The 23,085-nt window shown below is 34.1% G+C and carries 25 protein-coding genes; 7 read left to right on the top strand and 18 right to left on the bottom strand.

All coding sequences use genetic code 11. The features are described from left to right. Positions 1-15: 15 nt before the first annotated feature. The 6 genes from AC3EMB_RS10300 to AC3EMB_RS10275 form a co-directional block, all read right to left on the bottom strand. A complete protein-coding gene (locus AC3EMB_RS10300; RefSeq protein WP_071730024.1) occupies positions 16-627 on the bottom strand; it encodes a phosphoserine phosphatase 1 in 612 nt (203 codons plus the stop codon). A gap of 13 nt (positions 628-640) precedes the next feature. Continuing rightward, positions 641-1,186 carry a short-chain dehydrogenase gene (locus AC3EMB_RS10295; protein ID WP_488517670.1) on the bottom strand — a complete coding sequence of 182 codons (546 nt, stop codon included), beginning with the start codon at positions 1,184-1,186 and terminating at the stop codon, positions 641-643. Positions 1,187-1,199: 13 nt separating this feature from the next. Beyond that, positions 1,200-1,616, bottom strand: a complete 417-nt coding sequence (fosB, locus tag AC3EMB_RS10290; RefSeq protein ID WP_088025242.1) for a FosBx1 family fosfomycin resistance bacillithiol transferase — start codon at positions 1,614-1,616, stop codon at positions 1,200-1,202. A gap of 59 nt (positions 1,617-1,675) precedes the next feature. Then, on the bottom strand, positions 1,676-3,337 hold the full coding sequence (locus AC3EMB_RS10285) for a peptide ABC transporter substrate-binding protein (protein ID WP_000824276.1): 1,662 nt from the start codon (positions 3,335-3,337) through the stop codon (positions 1,676-1,678). Positions 3,338-3,475: 138 nt separating this feature from the next. Continuing rightward, complete coding sequence (locus AC3EMB_RS10280) at positions 3,476-4,426, bottom strand: DUF2628 domain-containing protein (protein WP_488517669.1); 951 nt, start codon at positions 4,424-4,426, stop codon at positions 3,476-3,478. Between the two features lie 7 nt (positions 4,427-4,433). After that, entirely contained in the window at positions 4,434-4,886 is a 453-nt protein-coding gene (locus AC3EMB_RS10275) for a methylated-DNA--[protein]-cysteine S-methyltransferase (protein ID WP_000283912.1), read from the bottom strand. Between the two features lie 133 nt (positions 4,887-5,019). Here AC3EMB_RS10275 and namA point away from each other — a divergent pair, with 133 nt between their 5' ends. After that, positions 5,020-6,057 (top strand): NADPH dehydrogenase NamA, encoded by a 1,038-nt coding sequence (gene namA / locus AC3EMB_RS10270; protein WP_095691043.1) that lies wholly within the window; start codon positions 5,020-5,022, stop codon positions 6,055-6,057. 29 nt (positions 6,058-6,086) lie between these two features. Here namA and AC3EMB_RS10265 read toward each other — a convergent pair whose 3' ends face one another. Further along, positions 6,087-6,746, bottom strand: coding sequence for an oxidoreductase (locus tag AC3EMB_RS10265; protein WP_001042736.1), 660 nt, complete (start codon positions 6,744-6,746; stop codon positions 6,087-6,089). 115 nt (positions 6,747-6,861) lie between these two features. Continuing rightward, the gene (locus tag AC3EMB_RS10260) at positions 6,862-7,011 is read right to left on the bottom strand and encodes a hypothetical protein (RefSeq protein ID WP_000540932.1); all 150 of its coding nucleotides are present in this window, start codon (positions 7,009-7,011) and stop codon (positions 6,862-6,864) included. Between the two features lie 265 nt (positions 7,012-7,276). On the opposite strand from AC3EMB_RS10260, the gene AC3EMB_RS10255 reads away from it, so the two are divergent. After that, on the top strand, positions 7,277-8,227 hold the full coding sequence (locus AC3EMB_RS10255) for a metal ABC transporter substrate-binding protein (RefSeq protein WP_001126154.1): 951 nt from the start codon (positions 7,277-7,279) through the stop codon (positions 8,225-8,227). A gap of 138 nt (positions 8,228-8,365) precedes the next feature. Further along, positions 8,366-8,836, top strand: a complete 471-nt coding sequence (locus AC3EMB_RS10250; RefSeq protein WP_001048677.1) for a GNAT family N-acetyltransferase — start codon at positions 8,366-8,368, stop codon at positions 8,834-8,836. A 112-nt stretch (positions 8,837-8,948) separates the two neighbouring features. Here AC3EMB_RS10250 and AC3EMB_RS10245 read toward each other — a convergent pair whose 3' ends face one another. Both AC3EMB_RS10245 and AC3EMB_RS10240 read right to left on the bottom strand, forming a co-directional pair. Next, positions 8,949-9,899: a CobW family GTP-binding protein gene (locus tag AC3EMB_RS10245; RefSeq protein ID WP_053564697.1), complete on the bottom strand. Its 951-nt coding sequence runs from the start codon at positions 9,897-9,899 to the stop codon at positions 8,949-8,951. A gap of 97 nt (positions 9,900-9,996) precedes the next feature. Then, positions 9,997-11,463 (bottom strand): RNA-guided endonuclease InsQ/TnpB family protein, encoded by a 1,467-nt coding sequence (locus tag AC3EMB_RS10240; RefSeq protein ID WP_043935049.1) that lies wholly within the window; start codon positions 11,461-11,463, stop codon positions 9,997-9,999. Positions 11,464-11,724: 261 nt separating this feature from the next. Here AC3EMB_RS10240 and AC3EMB_RS10235 point away from each other — a divergent pair, with 261 nt between their 5' ends. Beyond that, complete coding sequence (locus tag AC3EMB_RS10235; protein ID WP_423098770.1) at positions 11,725-12,627, top strand: aldo/keto reductase; 903 nt, start codon at positions 11,725-11,727, stop codon at positions 12,625-12,627. Between the two features lie 24 nt (positions 12,628-12,651). Here AC3EMB_RS10235 and AC3EMB_RS10230 read toward each other — a convergent pair whose 3' ends face one another. Both AC3EMB_RS10230 and AC3EMB_RS10225 read right to left on the bottom strand, forming a co-directional pair. Further along, on the bottom strand, positions 12,652-13,236 hold the full coding sequence (locus AC3EMB_RS10230; protein WP_088025267.1) for a GNAT family N-acetyltransferase: 585 nt from the start codon (positions 13,234-13,236) through the stop codon (positions 12,652-12,654). An 84-nt stretch (positions 13,237-13,320) separates the two neighbouring features. Then, entirely contained in the window at positions 13,321-14,784 is a 1,464-nt protein-coding gene (locus tag AC3EMB_RS10225; RefSeq protein WP_454500451.1) for a flavin monoamine oxidase family protein, read from the bottom strand. Positions 14,785-14,962: 178 nt separating this feature from the next. On the opposite strand from AC3EMB_RS10225, the gene AC3EMB_RS10220 reads away from it, so the two are divergent. Together AC3EMB_RS10220 and AC3EMB_RS10215 are read left to right on the top strand one after the other, a co-directional pair. Then, complete coding sequence (locus AC3EMB_RS10220; RefSeq protein WP_000683364.1) at positions 14,963-15,154, top strand: DUF3896 family protein; 192 nt, start codon at positions 14,963-14,965, stop codon at positions 15,152-15,154. A 104-nt stretch (positions 15,155-15,258) separates the two neighbouring features. Then, the gene (locus AC3EMB_RS10215) at positions 15,259-16,260 is read left to right on the top strand and encodes an LLM class flavin-dependent oxidoreductase (protein WP_088025268.1); all 1,002 of its coding nucleotides are present in this window, start codon (positions 15,259-15,261) and stop codon (positions 16,258-16,260) included. A gap of 44 nt (positions 16,261-16,304) precedes the next feature. On the opposite strand, the gene AC3EMB_RS10210 is transcribed toward AC3EMB_RS10215, so the two are convergent. The 3 genes from AC3EMB_RS10210 to AC3EMB_RS10200 form a co-directional block, all read right to left on the bottom strand. Then, on the bottom strand, positions 16,305-17,249 hold the full coding sequence (locus AC3EMB_RS10210) for an alpha/beta hydrolase (RefSeq protein WP_366987587.1): 945 nt from the start codon (positions 17,247-17,249) through the stop codon (positions 16,305-16,307). 226 nt (positions 17,250-17,475) lie between these two features. Beyond that, positions 17,476-17,931 carry a DUF3939 domain-containing protein gene (locus AC3EMB_RS10205; RefSeq protein WP_000488209.1) on the bottom strand — a complete coding sequence of 152 codons (456 nt, stop codon included), beginning with the start codon at positions 17,929-17,931 and terminating at the stop codon, positions 17,476-17,478. Positions 17,932-18,036: 105 nt separating this feature from the next. Next, the gene (locus tag AC3EMB_RS10200; protein ID WP_000105199.1) at positions 18,037-18,480 is read right to left on the bottom strand and encodes a Dps family protein; all 444 of its coding nucleotides are present in this window, start codon (positions 18,478-18,480) and stop codon (positions 18,037-18,039) included. 241 nt (positions 18,481-18,721) lie between these two features. Here AC3EMB_RS10200 and AC3EMB_RS10195 point away from each other — a divergent pair, with 241 nt between their 5' ends. Beyond that, entirely contained in the window at positions 18,722-19,762 is a 1,041-nt protein-coding gene (locus AC3EMB_RS10195) for a YkvI family membrane protein (RefSeq protein ID WP_053564703.1), read from the top strand. A 34-nt stretch (positions 19,763-19,796) separates the two neighbouring features. Here AC3EMB_RS10195 and AC3EMB_RS10190 read toward each other — a convergent pair whose 3' ends face one another. The 3 genes from AC3EMB_RS10190 to AC3EMB_RS10180 all read right to left on the bottom strand — a co-directional run bounded on the left by AC3EMB_RS10190 (position 19,797) and on the right by AC3EMB_RS10180 (position 22,970). Beyond that, a complete protein-coding gene (locus AC3EMB_RS10190; RefSeq protein WP_000965063.1) occupies positions 19,797-20,162 on the bottom strand; it encodes a DUF3979 family protein in 366 nt (121 codons plus the stop codon). A gap of 322 nt (positions 20,163-20,484) precedes the next feature. Then, positions 20,485-20,790, bottom strand: a complete 306-nt coding sequence (locus AC3EMB_RS10185; protein WP_000539571.1) for a hypothetical protein — start codon at positions 20,788-20,790, stop codon at positions 20,485-20,487. Positions 20,791-20,987: 197 nt separating this feature from the next. Further along, positions 20,988-22,970 carry a HAMP domain-containing methyl-accepting chemotaxis protein gene (locus AC3EMB_RS10180; protein ID WP_023521739.1) on the bottom strand — a complete coding sequence of 661 codons (1,983 nt, stop codon included), beginning with the start codon at positions 22,968-22,970 and terminating at the stop codon, positions 20,988-20,990. Positions 22,971-23,085: the final 115 nt, after the last annotated feature.

Below are 23,085 nucleotides of genomic sequence, written 5' to 3'. Positions count from 1 at the left end.
GCGGCCTTTTTTCATTCATTGAAAGTGACTTATATCTGCAAATTGTTTCACTTTACCAATACCCTCTTCAAATTCTATTATGCTCAAACTGGCACTATGCATAAATGGATCATCCCACACATTTTCTATTTCAATTCCCGCGAAATGCCCTACAAGTAATTTTGCTGCTGCCGCATGAGAAACAATCAATATGTTTTGTCCTTTATGCTTCTCTAAAAGAAGCTGCATCCCTTCAATTACTCTTTCATAAACGGCCTCGAAATTTTCGCCTGATGTTGACTGAAAAAGATGTGGCTCATTCCAAAATAGATGTACTTCTTCTGGAAATTGCTTTTCTATATCCGCGATTGTTTGTCCTTCCCATATACCCATGTTGATTTCATAGAAATGCTCATCCGCTATAATGGGTATATCACGTTCCCCTTTTATTAACTCTGCCGTATCAAGTGTTCTTTCGCTCGGACTACTATAGATCGCATGAATTGGTAAATCTTTCATTCGATTCCCTAATTGTTTTGCCTGAACTATACCATTTTCAGTTAAAGCAGAATTTTTCCGTCCCTGCATTCGCTTCGCTACATTCCACTCTGTTTCACCATGCCTTGTTACATATATAGTTGTTTTCATTTCTTACTCCCCCTTACCATGTTGGTTGTAATTCCCACGGTTCAACTCTCCCTACAATCCACTCCGCTCGTTTACTTTCAATCCCTTTTATAACTCCATCAGCTATCTCTTCATGCGTAAGCCATCTCCCATATGTATCTTCTAAAATAAAACCTAAAATAATTCTATAATAAATACATCGCGTACTTCCTATTTTTTGTGCAGGCATACGTGATGCTTTACTACCTAAAATATGAAATAAACTATATGTTTTAGACGACAAATCTAGTTCTTTACAAATATTTGATAGTGCATGCTTTGCACTTGTGTGTACCCATGCAACAACTAATGTGATCGGGCCATTTTTCTTAATTGTACTTTTAATAGCTAGCTTTACATCTTCATCCTTATGATAATCTAACGAAAGGCATGTAATATTTTCTGGTGCAGAACTCATTCTCTTAACATTTTCTAAATTCACTTCATCTCGCCCGATAATAGAAACATAAAATCCTTTCTCACAAAGCCACATAGAAACTTTCTTTAGCATTCCTGTTCCACCAATTACAAGTGCATGCAAATGCTATCCCTCCCTAATAAAATGTCATATGAGGTTTCTCATCCCTATAATAATTTAAACGGTCTTGCAGTGTCCCTGAGTGAAACTCAAATTTATGACCGTCAGGATCAACAAAGTATATAGATTCACAATCTCTGATATCACGTTCTCTTCCTTGTAAAATATGAACATCATTTTCTTCTAATCGCTGTATTAAACCTTTAAAGTCTTCTCGTTCAACAGAAAATGCAATGTGCGTATAGGATTGATGAATCTCATTTCTCGGAATATGCGTCTCTTCATTAAGCGCTATCCATACTCCACATATATTAAAATAAGCCAATTTTCTTCCTTTAACTAATAATTCTCCTTCTAATACTTTTTCATAAAACATAATAGAGTTTTCTAAATTAGATACCGAAAAACAAATATGATTGATTCCCCTTAACAACTATAATTCCTCCTTATACAAACAAAAGATGAGCGAAAATTCACTCATCTTTTGTTATACTATTTTTTTGTAATATATGCCCATTTATAACTGAAGTCCCCACCAAACGTATGATTAGCAATACCTTTTACAAATGGCTTCTCTAAATAAGCTGTACTTTGTTGGTACGTAGGAGAAATTGCTGCGTCTTGACCAATTAAGATTTTTTCAGCTTCCGCAAGTGCATTCCAGCGTGCTTTATCATCTTTTAATAGCTCTCCTTTTGATTTCGCTACTAAATCATCATACTTCGGATTAGAATAATCCATTTCATTAAATGAGCTTCCAGTAACAAACATATCAATATAAGTCATTGGATCCGGATAATCAGGGCTCCATGCAGATAATGAGAATTCATATTGGAATTTCTTTTCTAAATCTAGCTTCTGCTTGTATGGTTGCTGTTTCAAATTCACTTTAATACCAGGCAAGTTTTTCTCTAGTTCTTCCTTAATAAAGTCGCCCACTTTTTTACGGCTACCGTTATCATCGTTTAGTAATTCAACCGTAATTGTATCTTGACCAAGCTCTTTCTTCGCTTCTTCCCATAATTTTTTTGCTTTCTCTGCATTATCTTTACTATCACGGAAGTTTTTATTTACAGAGCGGAAATCTTTTCCATCCGGACCTGTCGTAAATTTTTCAGGTACTAAGAAATATGCTGGCAATGAACCGTCATTTAAAATGACATCAGCAATTCCTTTTTTATCGTATGCTAAATCAATCGCTTCACGTACTTTTTGGTTTTTAAATGTTGCATTTTTTTGGTTAAAACGCAAGAAATATATGCGTGGATCTAACTTCGTTTTAAATTCATCTGGCTTATTCTTTTTATATTTATCAACAAATTCAGAAGTTAAAATAACTCGATCTGCTTGATCACTATCATATAAATTGACTCCTGTGCTTGTTTCCTTCACAATACTTACATTAATTTCGTCTAATTTTACAGTATCTTTATCCCAATAATTAGGATTTTTCTTCAACTGATAATTTTGTTCATGTTTCCATTGACTCATTGTAAATGGTCCATTATATAATAATTTATCTGCTTCTAATCCGTATTTATCTCCTTGCTCTTTCACATATTTTTCATTTAATGGGAAAAATGTAGGGAACGACGTAAGCTCAAGAAAATAAGGTGCTGGTTGCTCTAATTCTACTACCAACGTTTTATCATCCTTCGCTTTAACACCCAATTGATCTGCTGGTAATTCACCTTTATTTACTTTCTGTGCATTTTTCACATCAAATAAAATGAATGCATATTCTGCCGCTAATGCTTTATCTAATGTACGTTGCCATGCATATACAAAATCTTGTGCTCGAACTGGATCACCATTTGACCATTTCGCATCACGTAATTCAAATGTATATGTCTTTTTATCTTCACTAATCTTCACATCTTTTGCCATACCTGGTGTTGGTTTATTATCTTTATCTAGACGATATAAACCTTCCATTGCATTTACAAATACACGGAAAGATACAGAATCCGTTGATTTAGATGTATCCATTGAAGGAATTTCAGCTGTTTCTAGTAAATTTAAAACTTGTTTATCTGCCATTCCCTTATTCGATTCTTTCTTCGTTGTCGAAGCCTTCTCACCATTCCCACATCCCGCAACCAATACACTCGTCGTTAATGCAAGTGCAGCAATTGTTGTTGTCTTTCTCTTCATTCTTCCTTCCCCCAATCTATATGTATAAGTTAAATCCTATTTAATATATTTTATTATACAAAAGATTCTGATTATTTTAAATATTTATTTTTACAAACATAGAAAAAAGCGGTTAGAAATTTCTTTCCAACCGCTTTTTTAAATAGCATTTACTTGTAATCCATCCTCTATATCAAATGGATTTTGAACTTTAAATATTTCTTCCATCAGCTTCAAAAACTCTTCTTCAGTTTTAGATTCACCATTAACCATAAGTGAGTATGGTTCCACTTCACCTAATTTATAATCGACAACAAATTGAATCTTCACCTTTTGTCTTGGCGTTCCGGTGTTATATCCTTGGAATTCTACTAATTCTAACCCTTCCGTTCCACGATAATATATCCAACCTGAATTTTGAAAATAATTTTCGAAAGATTCACCTATTGAAAAGAAAGGATATTCATAAAGCGAGCTGGTACGAACCTTTTGAATAACGTCTCGATCAGTCGGAAAAAAGAAATGACTAAAAAATATGCTAGCAACTGCTAAAATAGTAACAATTGTCGCTCCCATTTTGCTCGTTCCGCCACTATCATTGATTAGATAGTTTTCAACTGATTTATCTTTTATTTCTCTTGCTTTTATTCGGTATATACGTCTTTCCGCAAATTGATAGTATAATCCATTTGCAAAAATCCCCATTCCAAACAGAATAAAAATGAGTAATAAAAACGTCAGAGGCACCATATTAATGATTGGCAACGCTACATTAAATCCCATATAGTACGAAAATGCATCACAAGCTACTAATAACAGCATAAATAAAGCAGCTGGTATATAATATTTACGATATCCTAGCCAGCCTATATTGAAAATAGCAGCCCAACCATTCCAGCTCCATCTAGCAATCCGCTTATTCTCAAGCTCCCATTTCCTTTGATAATACGGATATTGTCTCCCTACATATACTTCCAGTTCTTTATCTATTAACGAGCTACCTTCCTCTTGTTCATTATCCAAGTTTCGCTGACAACTTGCACAATTTAACTGTTCCTCCTCGCAAGGTTGCCCACAATTTATACATTTCAAAACAATCCCTCTTCCCATCCATACGTCATTTCAAAATACCTTCGTGTTTTAATAACCACTCTTTCCTCCATAAACCACCAGCATATCCAACAAGCTTTCCACTCTTTCCTATTACACGGTGACATGGAACAATTATTGAAATTGGATTCCGACTATTCGCCCCTCCTATTGCCCGTACAGCTTTTATATTTCCAACTTTCTCTGCAATATCTAAATATGAAGCACTTACGCCGTATGGAATAGTATAAAGTGCATCCCATACATTTTTTTGAAATGCTGTTCCCTCTGCAGACAGCGGGACCGTAAACTCTTTTCTTTTCCCTTTAAAATATTCATCTAACTCATTTATACATTGTTCTATCATTTCATTTTTATTTTCTTCTTGTCGTTCATCAACAAATATAACAGACGTAATTCCTTCTTGATTCGCTGTAATTTCAAGCAAACCTACTTCGCTTTCATAATAAGCCTGGTACATATGCCATCCTCCAATTCAGTTCATATTAGTCATTGTAACACGAATATACAAAATTTTTCGTATAAGCGTTTTATTAGAGAAACAAAAAAGAGAATGGTAAAATATAAGAAAATTCAATCAAGGAGGCTATTTGATGAATTCCAAGCTTTTTTCACCTTATACAATTAAGAACGTTACACTAAAAAATCGTATCGTTATGTCGCCTATGTGTATGTATTCGTCAGGGAGTGAGGATGGCAGCGTTACGAATTTTCATCTCATTCATTATGGAACTCGCGCTGCTGGCCAAGTAGGTTTAGTTATGGTTGAAGCAACTGCGGTGTTAGCTGAAGGACGAATTTCTAACAAAGACTTGGGCATTTGGGATGACAACCTAATTGAAGGCTTACATAAAACGACTACTTTTATACATGATAACGGCGCAAAAGCTGCCATTCAACTCGCTCACGCCGGAAGAAAAGCTGAATTAGATACGAATGCTTTCGCTCCTTCTGCAATTCCTTTTAATGATAAGATGAAAATACCAGTAGAAATGAATATACAGCAAATCAAAGAGACTATATTAGCTTTTCAGAGGGCCGCGTTACGTTCAAAACAAGCCGGATTTGATGTTATCGAATTACATGGCGCTCACGGTTACCTTATCAATGAATTCCTATCACCACTTACTAATAAACGAACGGATGAATACGGCGGCTCACCTGAAAACCGTTATCGTTTCTTACGCGAAATCATCGACTCTGTAAATGAAGTTTGGGACGGACCAATATTCGTTCGTATTTCAGCAAATGATTATCATCCTGACGGGCTAACAGTTCAAGATTATGTTCAGTATACAAAGTGGATGAAAGAACAGGGAATAGATTTAATCGATTGTAGTTCTGGTGCAGTTGTACCAGCACATATTGATGTGTATCCTGGTTACCAAGTACAATACGCCAAACATATTAAAGAGCATACTAAGATTGCAACTGGTGCAGTTGGATTGATTACGACTGGGTCACAAGCAGAGCAAATTTTAAATAATAACGAAGCAGATTTAATTTTCATCGGACGTGAATTACTTCGCAATCCGTACTTCCCAAGAATAGCGGCCAATGAACTTGGCTTTGAATTGCAAGAACCTCACCAATATAAGCGAGCACCAGGAAAAATTCATACGAATAAATAAAACCGAGAAGTCATTCTTCTCGGTTTTATTTATTCTATCGTTGTAATTTCATTTGAATTATAAGTATGGATACCCGATTCTTCTCGCAGCGCGGTTATATACATACCTTTCGCCACATCTTTAGCTGAAATTGGTTTATACTTTTTGAAAGCCCCTTTAAAAATAAAAGGAATAATACGAGATAACTTTTCAGCCATTCGTTCGCCGAAACGAAATTCTTGTCGGTTTCCTACTAATAATGATGGTCTAAAAATGTGAATACCACCAATCACTAACTTTTGCAATTCTTCTTCCATTTTTCCTTTCACTTGTGAATAAAAGAAAAATGATTTAGGATTCGCTCCCATAGAAGACACAACAAGGAAATTTTGCACCCCTTGTTTTTCAGCTAAACAAGCAGCTCGTAACGTATATTCATAATCTACTTTTTTAAAATTTGCTTTTGTTTTTGCTTTTTTTATTGTTGTTCCTAAGCAACTAAAAACATCATCCACAGCAAAGAACTCTTTATATTCCTCTAATACCGAAAAATCAACTTGTTTCTGCTGTAACTTCTCATGTTGCAATTGCATTGGCTCTCTTACAAAAATAGTAACCGAATCGTAGTAATCTGATTCAAGTAATAGACGCGTTATCTCTTGTCCAACTAAACCACTTGCACCAAGTATTAACGCTGTTCGCTTATTCATATATGCATATACCTCTTATTTTACTTTTCTCTCCTTCAGTAAAATACAACCTTTAGGAGTTTCCTGCTCTTATTTTACCACAAGTAAAACACTATGCGTACGCATAGTGCTTTACTCACTCTTTTTTCTCATCTCTCTCTTGTAATTTCGTTATTGTTGTAGCGTCCCCTAAATTACTTATTAATCTTCTTAAAAAAATTAATACGAAAGATAATGGCAATACTACCGCTAATATTAATAAAATAGCTTCCATTAAGTAACCCAAGCGCTCATCCCCCTCTTTACCTCCTTTTCAATATATGAAAACAGCGTTGTCACATATGCATGCATTTGCAAAAATAATACACCTATATTTGACAACTTTATAACAAAAACAAATCGGAATGATTATTATTTATTGCAACTTTATTAAAGATGTATTATACTAAGTTCGCAAACTAAAACGTAATTATTCCGTTTTGTATTAAAATGATATTTTTCTTCTATAATTGGGGAAAATATATCCGTAAAAAAGAAAAGAGGAGAACTTCATGCCTAAAAGATTGACTATATTTTCATTCTTACTTATTTTTACCTTAATTTTCGCTGGATGCTCAAATAAAAAAGAAAGTAATGCCAAGAAAGATGGAAAGCTAACAGTTTATACAACGATTTTCCCACTTGCTGATTTCGCAAAGAAAATCGGTGGCGACTATGTAAATGTTGAAGCAATTTACCCACCTGGTGCAGATTCACATACATTTGAACCAAGTCAAAAACAAACAGTACAAGTTGCAAAAGCCAATTTATTCGTTTATAACGGCGCTGAATTAGAACCATTTGCTGAAAAAATGGAAAAAACATTACAAAAAGAAAATGTTAAAATTGTAAATGCATCTAAAGGTATTGAGCTTCGTGCTTCTACTGAAGAAGAGCATCATGATCATGGAGATGGCCATAAAGAAGATGAACATCATCACGATAAAGACCCACATGTTTGGTTAGATCCTACTCTAGCAATGAAACAGGCAGAAAAAATTAAAAATGCACTTGTAGAATTACAACCTGAACATAAAAAAGAATTCGAAAAAAACTTTGCAGCACTTCAAACTAAATTTACTGATTTAGACGATCAATTTAAGGCAGCTGTAGCGAACGCAAAAACGAAAGAAATTTTAGTTTCTCATGCTGCCTATGGTTACTGGGAACAACGATACGGCCTAAAACAAATTCCTATCGCTGGAATTTCAGCTTCTGATGAACCATCTCAAAAACAGCTTGCTGACATTACAAAAACAGTAAAAGAACATAATCTAAAATATATTTTATTCGAAACTTTCTCTACTCCAAAAGTAGCATCTGTTATTCAAAAAGAAACTGGTACAAAAGTTTTACGCTTAAATCACTTAGCTACTGTTTCTGAAGATGATGCAAAAAATAATAAAGATTACTTCACTTTAATGGAAGAAAACGTAAACACATTGAAAGAAGCAACAAACTAATCCATTATATTTTCTAGGCAGCTGAATCTAGTATTCAGCTGCCTTTTTATGTATTTATCCTTGACTTGACCAAAATAACAAGTAAAATTATCCATATTAGCTTTAAAGCTATATTAATTTAGAAGGTGAGTTGGAATTATGAATCTTCACATTTGTGAAGTAACAGCAAAAAATTGGCGTTCAGTAGTTGCTTTAGACGTCGCAAAAGATCAGCAACAATTTATTGAAAGTAACGCGTTTTCTTTAGCAGAATCATTATATGAAGGAAACGGAACGTCAGTAGGTTTATATGATGGAGAAACACTTGTAGGTTATGCAATGTATGGATGGTATTCAGTAAAACATAAAAGTGTATGGCTCGATCGCTTTATGATTGACCAACAATATCAAGGAAAAGGATACGCAAAACGTTTCCTTCGCTTACTCATTCAATTCTTACAAGAAAAATTTGAATGCAAAATAATTTACTTAAGTTTACATCCAGACAACAAACTTGCAATGGGACTGTATGAATCATTTGGTTTCCGCTTAAATGGTGATATTGATGATGAAGGTCCAGTTGTGGGTGTTGTAATGGAGTTACTAATAGACGAAAATACAAGCCTGTGAAAACAGGCTTTTTATTATACATGTATCAATTTTTAGTTTCTTTCCCTTATTTAATTCTGTTTTGCAATCTAATAGAATGCTTATAAAAAATAAGCCTGCGATTTACACAGACTTATTTCACACACTCCTCGAAATGTTCTTGGAACCACTCTTTATTAATATCTCTTCCAATAAAAACTACTTCACTTACTCGCTCTTCGCCCTCTTGCCACTCTCTATCGTACGAAGCAGCAAATAACGTATGTACACCTTGGAAAACGATACGTTTATCTACTCCATCTATCGATAAAATTCCTTTGTAACGATATAAATATTCCCCTAGCTCTTGAACGACAGCTGACATCCACTCATTAAGCTTTTGTAAATCCAGCGGACGTTCTTCACGTAATACAAATGATTTCACACCTTCTAAGTGGTTATGTTCTTTATGAGGGTAAATTTGCAACGTATCTTTCGTTTTAAACGTTTGGATTTGTAATAAAGATGGTATATCTACCTCACAGTTAGTCGCCTCAATTAACTTTGCAGTCGGGTTAATTCCTTGAAGTTCATGCAAAAGATTTTCTTTCTCACTCTCTTCAATTAAGTCTAATTTATTTACTAAAACGACATCAGCAAACGCAATTTGCTCTTTTGCTTCTAATCCTTTTTCAAAATGTTTATGTATATGATAACTATCTACCACCGTTACAACACCATTAATTTGGTATGCAGATTGAATGACTGGATCTAAAAAGAATGTTTGAATAATCGGCCCTGGATTTGCAAGGCCAGTCGTTTCAATTACTAAACCATCAAAATCCATTTTCCCTTCCGCTTTTACGTCCAGTAACTGTTTTAAAGCAACGAGTAAATCTTCACGTACAGTACAGCATAAACAGCCATTTGTCATTTCCATAATTTCTTCTTCCACATTCATAATCAACTGATTATCAATGCCAATTTGCCCTATTTCATTTACAATCACCGCTAATTTCTTACCGTGATTTTCTGATAAAATACGATTTAATAATGTCGTTTTCCCAGATCCAAGAAAACCAGTTAATATTGTTACTGGAATCATTTCGTACATCTCCTTCTAGCTATATGTTTCTACATTATAGCATATGAACACTCCCCCACTTAGCAAATCTTGAAGTGGGGGTTTCTAACGTTTCGACCTAACGGACGATTAACGTCAGGGGAGTTAACACATTAGCGAGCTGTTTCACGCCTAACCCCTCTATCCCATTTGTCCATGCATTTGGGATTACCTTTCGTAAAATGTTAGCCGCAGCATTTACATCTGCATTAATTAAAGTTTTATTTGCTGAACGATATATGCCGCGCTCTATTCGTTTTCCTGAAAAAGTTGTATTTTGGTCATTTTCTCCATACGTTGGAATGAAGTCGTTATCCAGAAAACTTGCTTTCGATGTATATGATTCTTCAGTTACAACAACTTGAATGCCTACAGCATTTGCTTTGTATGTAATCATTTGAATCAATAAACTATGTGGGATATGACAAAACGTTTGGTTATTTCTTTTTCCCATATTCGTTTCTTGTTTCCAACTTTTGTTTTGACCAATAACAATTTTACAAACTTCTTCTTGAGCTAGTTTTACGATATGGTGACTAACTTTATGGAAGACGTCTTTTATTTTCAAGTAACGTTTTTGATGAAGTTTTTCTATCCTTTTAGAAGTAAAAGGCCCTTCATTCGTTTGTTTTCCATTTCTAAGAACGCTTGTAAAATGACTCTTCATTTTGTTGTAATATTGATTTATGCTTTTGACATGTTTGCCCTTAACAAGGACAGGTTTCATACCTGTGTTTGTTACGATGGTTGCAAGGTTATCAATCCCTAAATCAATACTCATATAACGAGCATTCTCTTCAATCATTTGTTGTTCAGAAGGAACATCAATTACCAATTCCACTACATATTCATTGTATTTTGGAATCACACGAACTTGTTTCAGTTTACCCTCAGTGAAACCTAGTTTCCCAATATTTAATTGCAATTTCGTCTTTGGAAACTTTAAAAATCTATCGTTTTTAATGATGCAATCTTGGTTTGTATACAGAATCTCTTTTTCAGAAGAACGAATATACTTTGGAATTCTAGGCGGTCCAGCATATTTGTTTGGATTCTTTTTATAGTCTTTTAAACTAGCAAAAAAAGATTTCCAATTTTGGAACAAACCTTTCATGATTGACTGGCTACATTGCGTAGGCAAAGCTCGATAATCATTTTGAATCATAGCCTTAAATAGTGCATCTAGAAAGTTGTAATCTACATAAGGTTTTTCAAAATTAGGTTCTGAAAACAAATTACATGTAATCTCTTTCTGTTCTTCTTTAGGCTTTAATTTCTCTTTTTCCAATTTCTTCTGATAGGCAAGACGTTGTGTGTCATTCATCTTACCAATATTTTTATGAATATGATCCAGAACTTCTTTTTGCAAAGGCTGCAACTCTTTTTCTTGCGTTAATCCAGTGTACACCTGGCGTATATAAAAGTTTGTGGTGTTGTACATGTTCTTAGCGTTATGACAACATTCTTGAAAATAAGAATACATACGATGCCCTTTTTTAATCCAGATTTGAAGAGTTTTATAGTTTGATGGATTTTCCTTTGTCATTTTATTCACCTCCTGTTAAGGATATTATAGCAAAAACAGAACATACGTTTCTGTTTTTTGCTTGAAAATAAAATATTTCTTTCGATTCACCTCACCACCTTCATTTACGTTTAGAGGTGGGAGTCCTCTCGAAAGGCATGATAGAAAAAATCGTTTTTATAGCAAAACATATTTATTGTTTGTACACCTAATTAACTATATAATAATATGTAGTAAGAAAGCCTTTTCAAAACATTATTATTCATCAAGGGGGTACTTATAATGGAGCGAGTTCAAATGGCTGAAACGCTAGAATTTTCTCGTATTATTCAAGGATTTTGGCGTTTAGCAGAATGGAATATGACAAAACAAGAATTACTTTCTTTCATTGAAGATTGTATGGATATGGGAATTACTACTTTTGATCACGCTGATATTTACGGCGGATATACGTGTGAAGGGTTATTTGGCGAAGCTTTACAATTAAAGCCTTCCTTACGAGAAAACATGCAAATTATTACAAAGTGTGGAATCGCTCCCCCATCACCGAAATTTCCAGAGCGATATGTTGCTCACTACAATACTAGTGCAGAGCATATTATGCAAAGTGTAGAAGCATCACTTAAAAATTTACATACAAATTATATTGACGTATTACTTATTCATCGTCCCGATCCTTTTATGGATCCAAATGAAGTGGCAAAAGCATTTACACAATTAAAACAAGAAGGAAAAGTTCGTCACTTCGGTGTATCTAACTTCTTACCTTCACAATTTAATATGTTAAGTTCGTACTTAGATTTTCCACTTATTACGAACCAAATTGAAGTTTCTGCATTGCAGCTTGAGCATTTTGAAAAAGGAACAATTGACTTATGCCAAGAAAAACGAATCAATCCAATGATTTGGTCACCTCTTGCTGGTGGTGAGATCTTTACTGGTCAATCAGAACGTGCTGTACGTGTACGCGAAACTGTGCAAAAAGTTGCTACTGAGCTAGGTGTTTCTAGTATCGATACGGTTATGTATGCTTGGTTACTTGCTCATCCAACTAATATGATGCCAATCGTTGGCTCTGGTAAATTAGATCGCGTAAAAACTGCCGCTCTTGCTACAAACGTTAACTTAGATCGTCAACAATGGTTTACAATTTTCGAAAGCTCTAACGGACATCCTGTACCATAATGCATAAAAAGAAGAGCTGTTTTCTTACAGCTCTTCTTTTTCATATGTATTTCTAGTCATGGCAAATACACACATATCCCTTAATCCGTTTCCATCTACCGCAACACTCGCACTTTCTAACGTACCTTCTAACTTAAAGCCTAATTTCTCAGGTATCGCTCTACTCTTTTTATTTAAAGAATCACAACGAATTTCTACACGGTTTGCTTTCAATTCAGAAAAAGCGTAATCCGTTATACCTTTCGCAGCCTCTACCATATAGCCTTTTCCGCTAAACCTTGTATCAATCCAATATCCGATTTCAAATTGAGGTATATCCCAATTAATACGATGTAATCCGGCTGAAGCAATAAATTCACCTGTTTCTTTCGAAAACACTAGTAATCTTAAATCCTCACGTTGCAAAAATTGAATATGTGATTTTCTAATACTTTCTTCTATTTCTTGCTCTGTTTGCTCTTTTTGTGCAAACACCATCCAAGGTTTTAGTTCTTCTATTGAAGCCTGAATTGCATCATATACAACTTTACCATCTCCTGGTTTCGGCATTCGAATAAAAAGCCTGTCAGTATAAAATTCAGAAGGAAAATCGAATAATAACGGATTCACTGTAAACACTCCCTATATTTCTTTTATATATAATAATATCCATCTCAAATTATATAGTAAAGAATTTTCTGAATTGAAAACCTTTTACTCATTCACTTCCACCGCTACACGAATTCCAGATTCAATCGCACCTTGAATCCATCCGTGATATAGCGTTGTATGATCTCCAGCGAAGAATATTCTCCCTTCTGGTTTGACAATCGCTGGTTGCAGCTCAGATTCTTGACCTGCTTGAAAAAGTGCAAATCCTCCAAGCGCATACGGATCCAATGTCCAGCTTTTTGATATTCCAGATATGAACTCATCATACACTTGACCACCTAATATTGTTGCTAAGTTGTGTAATGCGTAATAAATACGATCACCTTTTGATAAACCATCCCATAACAATGCGTCATAAGACCATGTATAGCTACCTAACATCATAGCCGGTCCTTTCTCCCCAATTCCATAGCTTGGATAATAGGCATAACGAATTGGCAAATCTGTTATAATTCTGCCGCCTAATTGTCCTTGTTCTTCCCAAAATCGGCTTTTAAATTGAATTCCTATTTTCGTCGCAGGCATATAATGTAATTCACGAATTGCTTTCCATTTTTCATGAGATATAGAATCAAACGGATCTACTTCTACAAAACGCATTGTCGAAAACGGAATGGTAACAATAACTAAATCTCCTGTAATACTACTATATTCAAAAGTTTCCTCGTTCCGATAGAAAGCTGTCACACCATTATCGTGTTGATGTAGCTTCATTAATTTTTGATTATATATAATATTCTCTTCTAATTGCGGTAAAAATGACTTTGGCAATCTATCGTTCCCGCCCACAATTTCACAAAATCCGCTCTCCTCTTGCATAATGTATAGAAAGCGTAAAGTCTCTACAAACGATCGTTCCAAAAAACCTTCTAAATCTAATAGAACACCGATCATCTCAATTGTTACTGGCGAAAAGTAAGTATTATACTGATAAGGATGATACTTTAAAAATTGCCCAGTAGAGTATCTTCCAAAATCCTTTACTACAACGTCCCAATTTTTTTCTGGGTTCTTTTTTATAAAATTTATAATGGGCTGTACCGCTAACAATAATAATTCCTCTGACGTTTTTCCAACTTCATTCATTTCCACAGGATATCTTAGAATACTTGGATCTTTTTCATATTGTTTTAACGTCGTTTTCCGTCCATTTACGTATATAATATCCGTCTCATTTCTATTAATAAAAGGTCTCACCTGTAGCCCAAATTTTCTTATATATGTCATCGTTAATGTATGCGAATATGGAATCCTCATTGCTCCAACATCTAAATATAATCCGGTATCTTCCATTCTAACCGTTTCTATACGGCCACCTACCCGGTTGTTTGCTTCAAAAATTTTCACATCATGTCCTGCAGCCTTTAATAAAGATGCTGAAACTAATCCAGCCATACCAGCTCCCACTACAATAATTTGTTTTGGATTTATCGTCTTCTTCAATCCTTTATCTATAACTTTTAACGCTTCATCCATTTCAGTGTTATACATTATATCTTTCTGCACAATTCCACCCCTTACTTCATCAAATGGACGTTAGTGGTTTAGTGCATTTTATTCATAAATCTCCATAAACATAACACCATTGCAATTTGAATATTCACTAAAAGTACATAAGAGACAGATTTCATATTTCTTTATGCTTCGTATAATATAGCAACCGCAACGAAGGAGTGACTAAAAAATGAAACATACTTATGATTACCACGCTACAAAAAAGCATTTAGAATTAAAGAAACAAAACTTATGTAAAAAACTTAGCAATATGACACTATCTGAAAAAGAACGTGAACAGCTAAAATGTGAAATTGACAACTATGAATATATTTTAAATCTGGTTGAAATGAATCATTATGAACGCGGATTTTCTCATTAAAAGCGGAAATAGGATTATCCACTTTTCATTTTGAGCATTTCACTACGCATTTTTCATAAGTAAATATATAATAGGATGTACATTAAGATTGAGAGGTATATTCTATGATCAAGTTAAGTGTATTAGACCAATCACCTATTTCAGATGGTAGCACAGCAGCCCAAGCTTTTTCACATACAGTTACGCTTGCACAAGAAGTTGAAAAACTCGGATTCACACGTTTTTGGGTATCCGAACATCATAATTCCGTAAGCTTAGCTGGTTCAAGTCCAGAAATACTTATTTCTCATATTGCCGCGAAAACGGACCGTATTAGAGTCGGTTCAGGTGGTGTTATGTTACCGCATTATAGCCCATATAAAGTTGCTGAGAATTTCCGCGTTTTAGAAGCACTGTATCCAAATCGTATCGATCTCGGTGTTGGTAGAGCTCCTGGTGGTATGCCAATAGCAACTCGCGCACTTCAAGAAGGGAAAATGGTCTCACTTGATCAATATCCAGAACAAATTGCAGACGTTGCAATGTACATACATGATCAAGTACCAGAAAACCATCACTATGCAAACTTAAAAGCCACTCCAGTTATCCCAACATCTCCTGAAATGTGGATGCTCGGTTCTAGCGGAGAGAGCGCTAAAATTGCCGCAAACAACGGAGCTTCTTTCGCATTTGCGCAATTTATTAATGGATTCGGAGGTCCTGAAGTTATGAAGGCTTACCAAGAACAATATCAGCCTTCATTTTTAGGAGATAAACCAAAGTCAATCGTTTCTATTTTTGTTATATGCGGAGAAACAAATGAAGAAGCGGAAAAAATTGCTTCTAGTTTGGATTTATCAATCTTATTATTAGAGCAAGGAAAACGAACTACTGGTACACCTTCTATCGAAACTGCTCAAAATTATTCATACAGTGCTTATGATTTATTCCGTATAAAAGAAAATCGTCAACGTATGATTGTTGGTGATCCGTCTTCTGTAAAAGAAAAAATAATAAATTTAAGCAAAGCATACAATACTGACGAATTTATGATTGTCACGATTACCCATCAATTTGAACATAAATTAAAGTCTTATCGCCTACTAGCAAATGCTTTTAATTTATAACTCTAAAAAGAGATGCATCACATACGATGCATCTCTTTTTCTTACTACTTATTGTTTTTATTTCCTATATATTCAATAGCTTCTTTTAATAGTTCATCAAAGTTAATAGGATAATCATGATCTAAGTTAGGCACAACTTTATACTTATGCTCTATATTTTTATCTCTTAATAATCGTACAAATTGCTGCGTGGATTCGAAACAATCTTCATCTTGATCCCCGCATACTATATATCCTTTTATATGTTTATCCTCCAGCACTCTTAGCAACTCATCCCATTCTTCAATCTCAGGAAGCCATGGTGCCATAAAAATAAAACCATCTACATCTATATCTTTTTGTAAAATCGTATATAAAGCTACTCTTGCCCCAGCAGAAAAACCACCAATTATTACATTTTCTACTGTATGATTTTCTATAAACTTATTGTAATGCTCTTTTAATTCTTCTTTCCCTCTCTCTATATCATCCCAAACAAATCCATCTGAAAACTGAATTTGTGAAGACTGTGGTAAAGCTAACGTGTAATCTTGTGTCAAAACTGATTTCCAATATGGCTCTACTATTTGAATATTTTCTTGGTCACCATGTAATGTAAGTAGTAGATTCCCCTCTTTCTTGCTGTATATATATTTCACATCTGGTCTTTCCTTTTTATGTGCTAATTCTGCTCTTTCTTTACATAATTGCACCATTGTATGAAATTCTTTATATTTATGTAGTGATTTTAAATCTTCGTCGGAAATTAAATATTCATTTCCATACCAGAATCCCTTTTCTATAATGGCCTCCCTCATTAAATGTAATGCTTCTTTTTCAAGTCCTGATGCACTTGCGAGCGCATACTTAAAATTATATATTTGCGCCTCATTCCCTATTACACCTGTAGCGTTTTCCATTATAAAATTGTACGCTTCAAAACTTCCTTTATTTGCATAACAACGTAACGTTTCATTCAATAATTGAATGTAAGTCATACTATTTTTCATGTACCAAATCCCCCGAAACTTTTTATAATATTTATTTTGCGAATCTTTATACCACTTTGTGAAGATTTTATATAACTCGCCCTAGCAATATCTTATTCTCCGAATGATACTTAATAGTTATCCTTCCCTGTCCAATACATTTAATATAAATATCAATAAACTGAAAAATCAATATTTTAACAAACAAAAAAAGACAACAATATATGTATTGTTGTTTTCATTACGTCTACCCGCTCTTTTGTTTTTTTCTATCTGGTTTACTTGAAACTAAATAATGTTTTTCTGAAATATATAAGTCTCTTTTTAAGCTACGATTTAAGTAAGGTCCTAGTTTCATTCCGCATATGAGGCGATCTTCGCTACCTTCAACAATTGGGAACATTTCTTTTTCTGTTACGTATTGATCTACTGCCTTTTGTACGACATCAATTTCTTTCACTAGGTTTAAATTTTCTGCTGTATGTTCAAATACCTCAAGCGTTTCCTTCGTTATGAGAAAATCATTTGTTGGAAATGCAGGTAAATACGGTTTTAACAAATCATAATTTACTGTATAATCTTCATTTACTAATACTGTATAAACGATATTAGCATTCGTTTCTAAAAACTGAGCCATCGCTTGTTCTAATTCATCTTTCGTAATTTCCCGCTCTTCTTTTCCAGTTCTGAAAAAGCGAAACATCGCATCGCCTCCTTTTTACTATATTATAGCATAAAAGAAAACTGAAAAATCATAAAAAAACCCATTGAAATAATTTTTCAATGGGTTTCTTTATATTTTTTATCGTTATTTTAAGAATGCACTTAGCATCCATACATGTTGTTCTAATGTTGTATGAATTGCTAACAGCATGTCAGCTGATGTTTCATCGCCAGCTTCGCCCGCAACTTCCATACCTTCTTTTAATTCTTGAATAAGTGCAGAATAATCATTCACTAATGTTTGCACCATTTCTTCTGCAGATTCTTTGCTTGTCCCTTCGCTGACACTAGATGTTGCAAGATATTCTTTCATTGTCGCTAATGGTTTACCTTCTAAAGCTAAAATACGTTCTGCTAACTCATCAATATACGTTCCAGCTTCATTATAAAACTCTTCAAATTTCTCATGTAATGTAAAGAAGTGTGGCCCTGTCACATACCAGTGATAATTATGTAGTTTCACATATAACACATTCCAGTTTGCTACCTGCTTGTTTAATACTTCAACAACATTTGTTTTCGTACTCATACAATCCACTCCTCTTATCATTTTGTAATGTTTATCTTTTAATAACCTAATTACATTTTACCATACATTCCCTTTCCTTTCGAACAATCGGCTTATATGTAACAAAGTTTTAACACCTTTAATACTTCCCTAATATCATTTAATTCATGTATTTTTTCAAACACTTCATACGTCTAATTGTCCAAGCTCATACATATGCATAATAGTACATCAAGCTCATCATAGTAGAAAGAGGGATAACATGGACAATCAACAATGGCAAGTAGCAAAGAAAGTAGCCGCTACTTATATCGGAACTGTCGTTGGAGCTGGATTTGCTACTGGACGAGAAATTGTTGAATTTTTCACAGTGAATGGATTATACGGGACAATTGGCATATGTGTAAGTGGATTTTTTTTTATTTGGCTCGGCACAAAGATGATGTTACTTTCATCACAAATCGGGGCATTTTCAGCGCAAGAATTTAACAAGTATTTATTTGGGGATGTATTTGGGAATGTTGTAAACACATTATTATTACTCGTTTTATTCGGCGTAACGAGCGTTATGTTATCAGGGGCTGGTGCAGTATTTGAAGAGCAACTTCGCTTACCAAGACAACTCGGTATTCTCATTACAGTTATCGCTTGTCTCATTATAAGTAGCCGCGGATTACAAGGTGTTTTTGAAGTAAATACACTTGTCGTACCTATTATGATGATTTTTATTATCGGACTTGCTATTACAACCTTTTTTCACGGTACACCTTCCATTAATAACACTATTCCTGCAGAGAGTTGGAATATGAAATGGATTACTAGCCCTATTACATATGTCGCCTTAAATCTTTCTCTTGCCCAAAGTGTTCTCGTCCCATTAGCCAGTGAAGTAAAGGATCGAAAAGCCATTTTTTTGGGTGGGATTTTAGGTGGTGCTGGACTTTCTTTAATTTTATTATGCAGCCATTTAGCAATCTTATCAGTCGATCAATTTTATCAATATAACATCCCAATGGCTGAAGTCATAAGAAGATTTAATGCAACTTTTCACTTCTTCTTCGTTCTCATTATTTTCGGTGAAGTTTTCACAACTTTAGTTGGTAATGTGTTCGGGATGACAAAACAGATGCAATCTATTACCGGGTGGAAAAATAACAATATTATTTTCTTCATTTTACTAATTAGTTATTGCTTTAGTTACATCGGTTACAGTGACTTACTTCACATTCTATATCCTATCATCGGATGGGTAAGTATTGTTATACTTCCAATCATTGCGTTTAAACAACTTCAAAAAACATAAAAAAGCATCCATGTTATTGGATGCTTTTTTATGTTCATTCACAATCATCACATACTTCCCAGTACGGCCCCATTTCTAATGCTAAATATGGCTTTAATTGCAACCGAATCATTCGACTAGGCATGCGCTCTAAAACAAATTGAATACCCTCTTCATCTTCGTCTAATTCAACTTTTGAAATCACAATTCTTTGTATAGTCGTAATGGGAATTCCATCTTTATATAAAGTGATTTTCACCTCATCGTATTCATTAAAATACAATTCGACACTCATTTGATTTTTCAGTATTTCATCAACAATTTTATATGTATCATTTTGTTCTTGGATTATATATTTCCATCCGCCTCTATCTTCTTTCGGAGCTGTTTGAAATAATGTCTCCAAATCCTCGTATAGCATAAGATAACCCCTCTCTTACTAAAAAACGATGAGTATTTTATATACCCTTTATCTCTATCACTATCCATAGCTATTGTACCATATATCACCGTTCTTACCGTATTCATTTGCTTCATAGATACTTATAAAATAACTAATTCTATCTCCATTATTATGTATATTACCTCATTACTCCATACACTCTTACAAGTTTAAATAGCGTCAGACTTTAATCCATGCAAATATTGTCTACTCTCCGCTTTTATTAGCTCACAGCATTCATACTTTTACATATAATAAGACTACCACAAATAAAAAAGAAGAGTGACTTATACCACTCCCCTTAAAAGAACTTCCCTATAGCTGCTAAAACTAATACGATTATTAAAATTGCAAATAATAATGAGACAATGAAACTAAAAATAGGTAACGCTTTCTTTTCATTCTTCTTAAATAGTAACTTTAAACTAAGAAAAATATTTACTGGTACAAGTATAAAATAAAAATATTTAACAATTTGTACCGAGCTATTCGAAAGTGTTTTTAATATAAACACTTCAATTAGAAAAACAATAAAAAATGAAATACTTAGCCAAAATGAGACGTAACTAAGCCAAGAATGTCTTTTTGTCCCCCAATACACTCCCATAATACTCTCCTTTTATTTGTATTCTATACGTTAATAATTATACACAAAGCTAACAAATACCTCTATTTTTCGACAAACATTATGTAAAATGCCATTTTAAACGTCATAAAGAAAGTCTACATCCCTATTTGATTTTACACAATAAAACAGACTACCCTCTAGTGGCATAATGCTACTAGGGGATAGTCTGTTCTCTATTAAACTTTAAATCTGTCAATTAGTCCTTGTAACTCTTCAGCCATTTGAGATAGCGTGCCCGCTGCGGATCCAATTTCCTCCATCGAAGCTAGCTGTTCTTCAGCTGAAGCCGCAACGTTTTGTGTGCTTGTCGCATTATTTTGCGCTGTCATTGCAATTTGTCCTACCGAAATAGATACTTCATTTGCCCCTTTTGACATTCCATTAGCCGTTTCAACCATCGTCTTAATTTGATTAGCTATTTCATTTGTAGATTGTAAAATTTCAGCAAAGTTTTGCTTCGTTTCATTTGCGATAACAAGTCCAGATTGAACTTCCTCATTTACATGATTCATAGATTTGACTGTCTTACCCATATCATCTTGTATTTCACATATTAATTTACTAATTTCACTAGAAGATACGCTAGACTGCTCTGCCAATTTACGCACTTCATCTGCAACAATTGCGAAACCTCTTCCATGCTCACCGGCTCTTGCGGCTTCAATCGCCGCATTTAAAGCTAGAAGGTTTGTTTGATCTGCAATATTTTGAATTACTTCTAAAATATCACCAATTTGTTTTGATTTATTATTTAGTAATTGTATAACTGCATCTGATTGTGACACAGATTCTGCAATAGACTGCATCTGGTTTACTGTTCTTCCTACTAGTTTCCCACCATCTTCTGCTTTTTCACGAGTATGTGCAGAAGCCGTATTAATAGATGATGAACTATTTGCTACATGCTGAATTCCTTCCGTTACATCAAACAGTAACATAGCGCCATTTTCTACGCTTGTTGTTTGCGTCGTTGCCCCACTTGATATTTCATCCATTGCGATTGTGATTTGCTCAGTCGCTTCACTTGCTTGCCTTACACTTGCAGTTAGCTCTTCTGATGCCGCTGCAACATGCCCAGCTGAATCGTTAATTCTTCCGATTAACGTCCGTAACGAATTCGTCATCTCATTAAATCCTTTAGCAAGTTGGCCGATTTCATCATTAGAATGAATTTCAATTGTTTGCGTTAAATCCCCTTCACTTATTTCTTTAGAGGTAACAACTAATCTCTTTAAAGGCTTCGTAATTGAAAGTGTTACAAAATAAATAAGTGCTCCACCTATTACTAATGAGATAAGCATAACAATTAACATATTATAAAATACAGGTTGAGCAGCTTCAATTACTTCACTTGAGTACATAGTCCCACCAATTTTCCAACCTGTTTTTACATTTGTAGCAAATACCATATTCTTTTCACTACCGCCATAAGAATATGAAAAAGCACCGTGATTATCTTCATAAATTTTCTTTGCCCAAGAATCAGCCGCTTTTTCCCCTGATTTTTCTTGTGGATGAGCAATTATTTTTTGCTTTCCATCTAAAATGAAGGCATATCCTTTTTTACCAATATTAATTAACTTTGATGTTTTTAATAAATTATCTAAACTTAAATCTAGCGCAACAACCCCATTTTTATCTTCTGTTTGTTTTGCGATTGTTACAACAATATGTCCATTTCCTTTTGCCTTATATGGCTCAGTAACAACAATACCACCTTGTTTTGCAACTGCATCTTTATACCAAGAACGCTCTGTTGGATCATAGTCTGCTGCCATTTGTATATTTGGTTCTTGTACAAATTTTTTATCATTTCCGGCAACATATACTTGTTCAACATCTTTATTTAAATTTATATATTGAGATAACATTTTTCTTAATTCATCCTGATTATCTCCTTGATACATATTCCCCTGAATCACCCGTGCAAAATTATTTACATCATTAAATTTTGCATCAATCATTTGATTGATTAAATTATCCAGTATTTTTATATTGTCGTTGGCACTACTCTTAATTTGCGATTCAAAATTCTTTTTGGCTGTTTGATAAGACATGCCTCCGATAATAGACACAGCCGCAATTAAAATTACAAAGAATGAAATTAATAGCTTTTTTGCTACTTTCATATCACGAAACAAATTTAATAGTTTATCCATTATGAACCTCCTAATTTTCAAATTTAAAAGTTAAATTGAGTTAATTATGAATATTTCCCAATCCCTAATTATTATTTTCATAACCTATTATGATGAATACTTTGTAAAGTTTAAA

The sequence above is a fragment of the Bacillus sp. LQ16 genome (assembly GCF_057784645.1).
The sequence above is the reverse complement of the archived record's forward strand: the minus strand, read 5'-3'. Positions and strand labels throughout refer to the sequence as shown.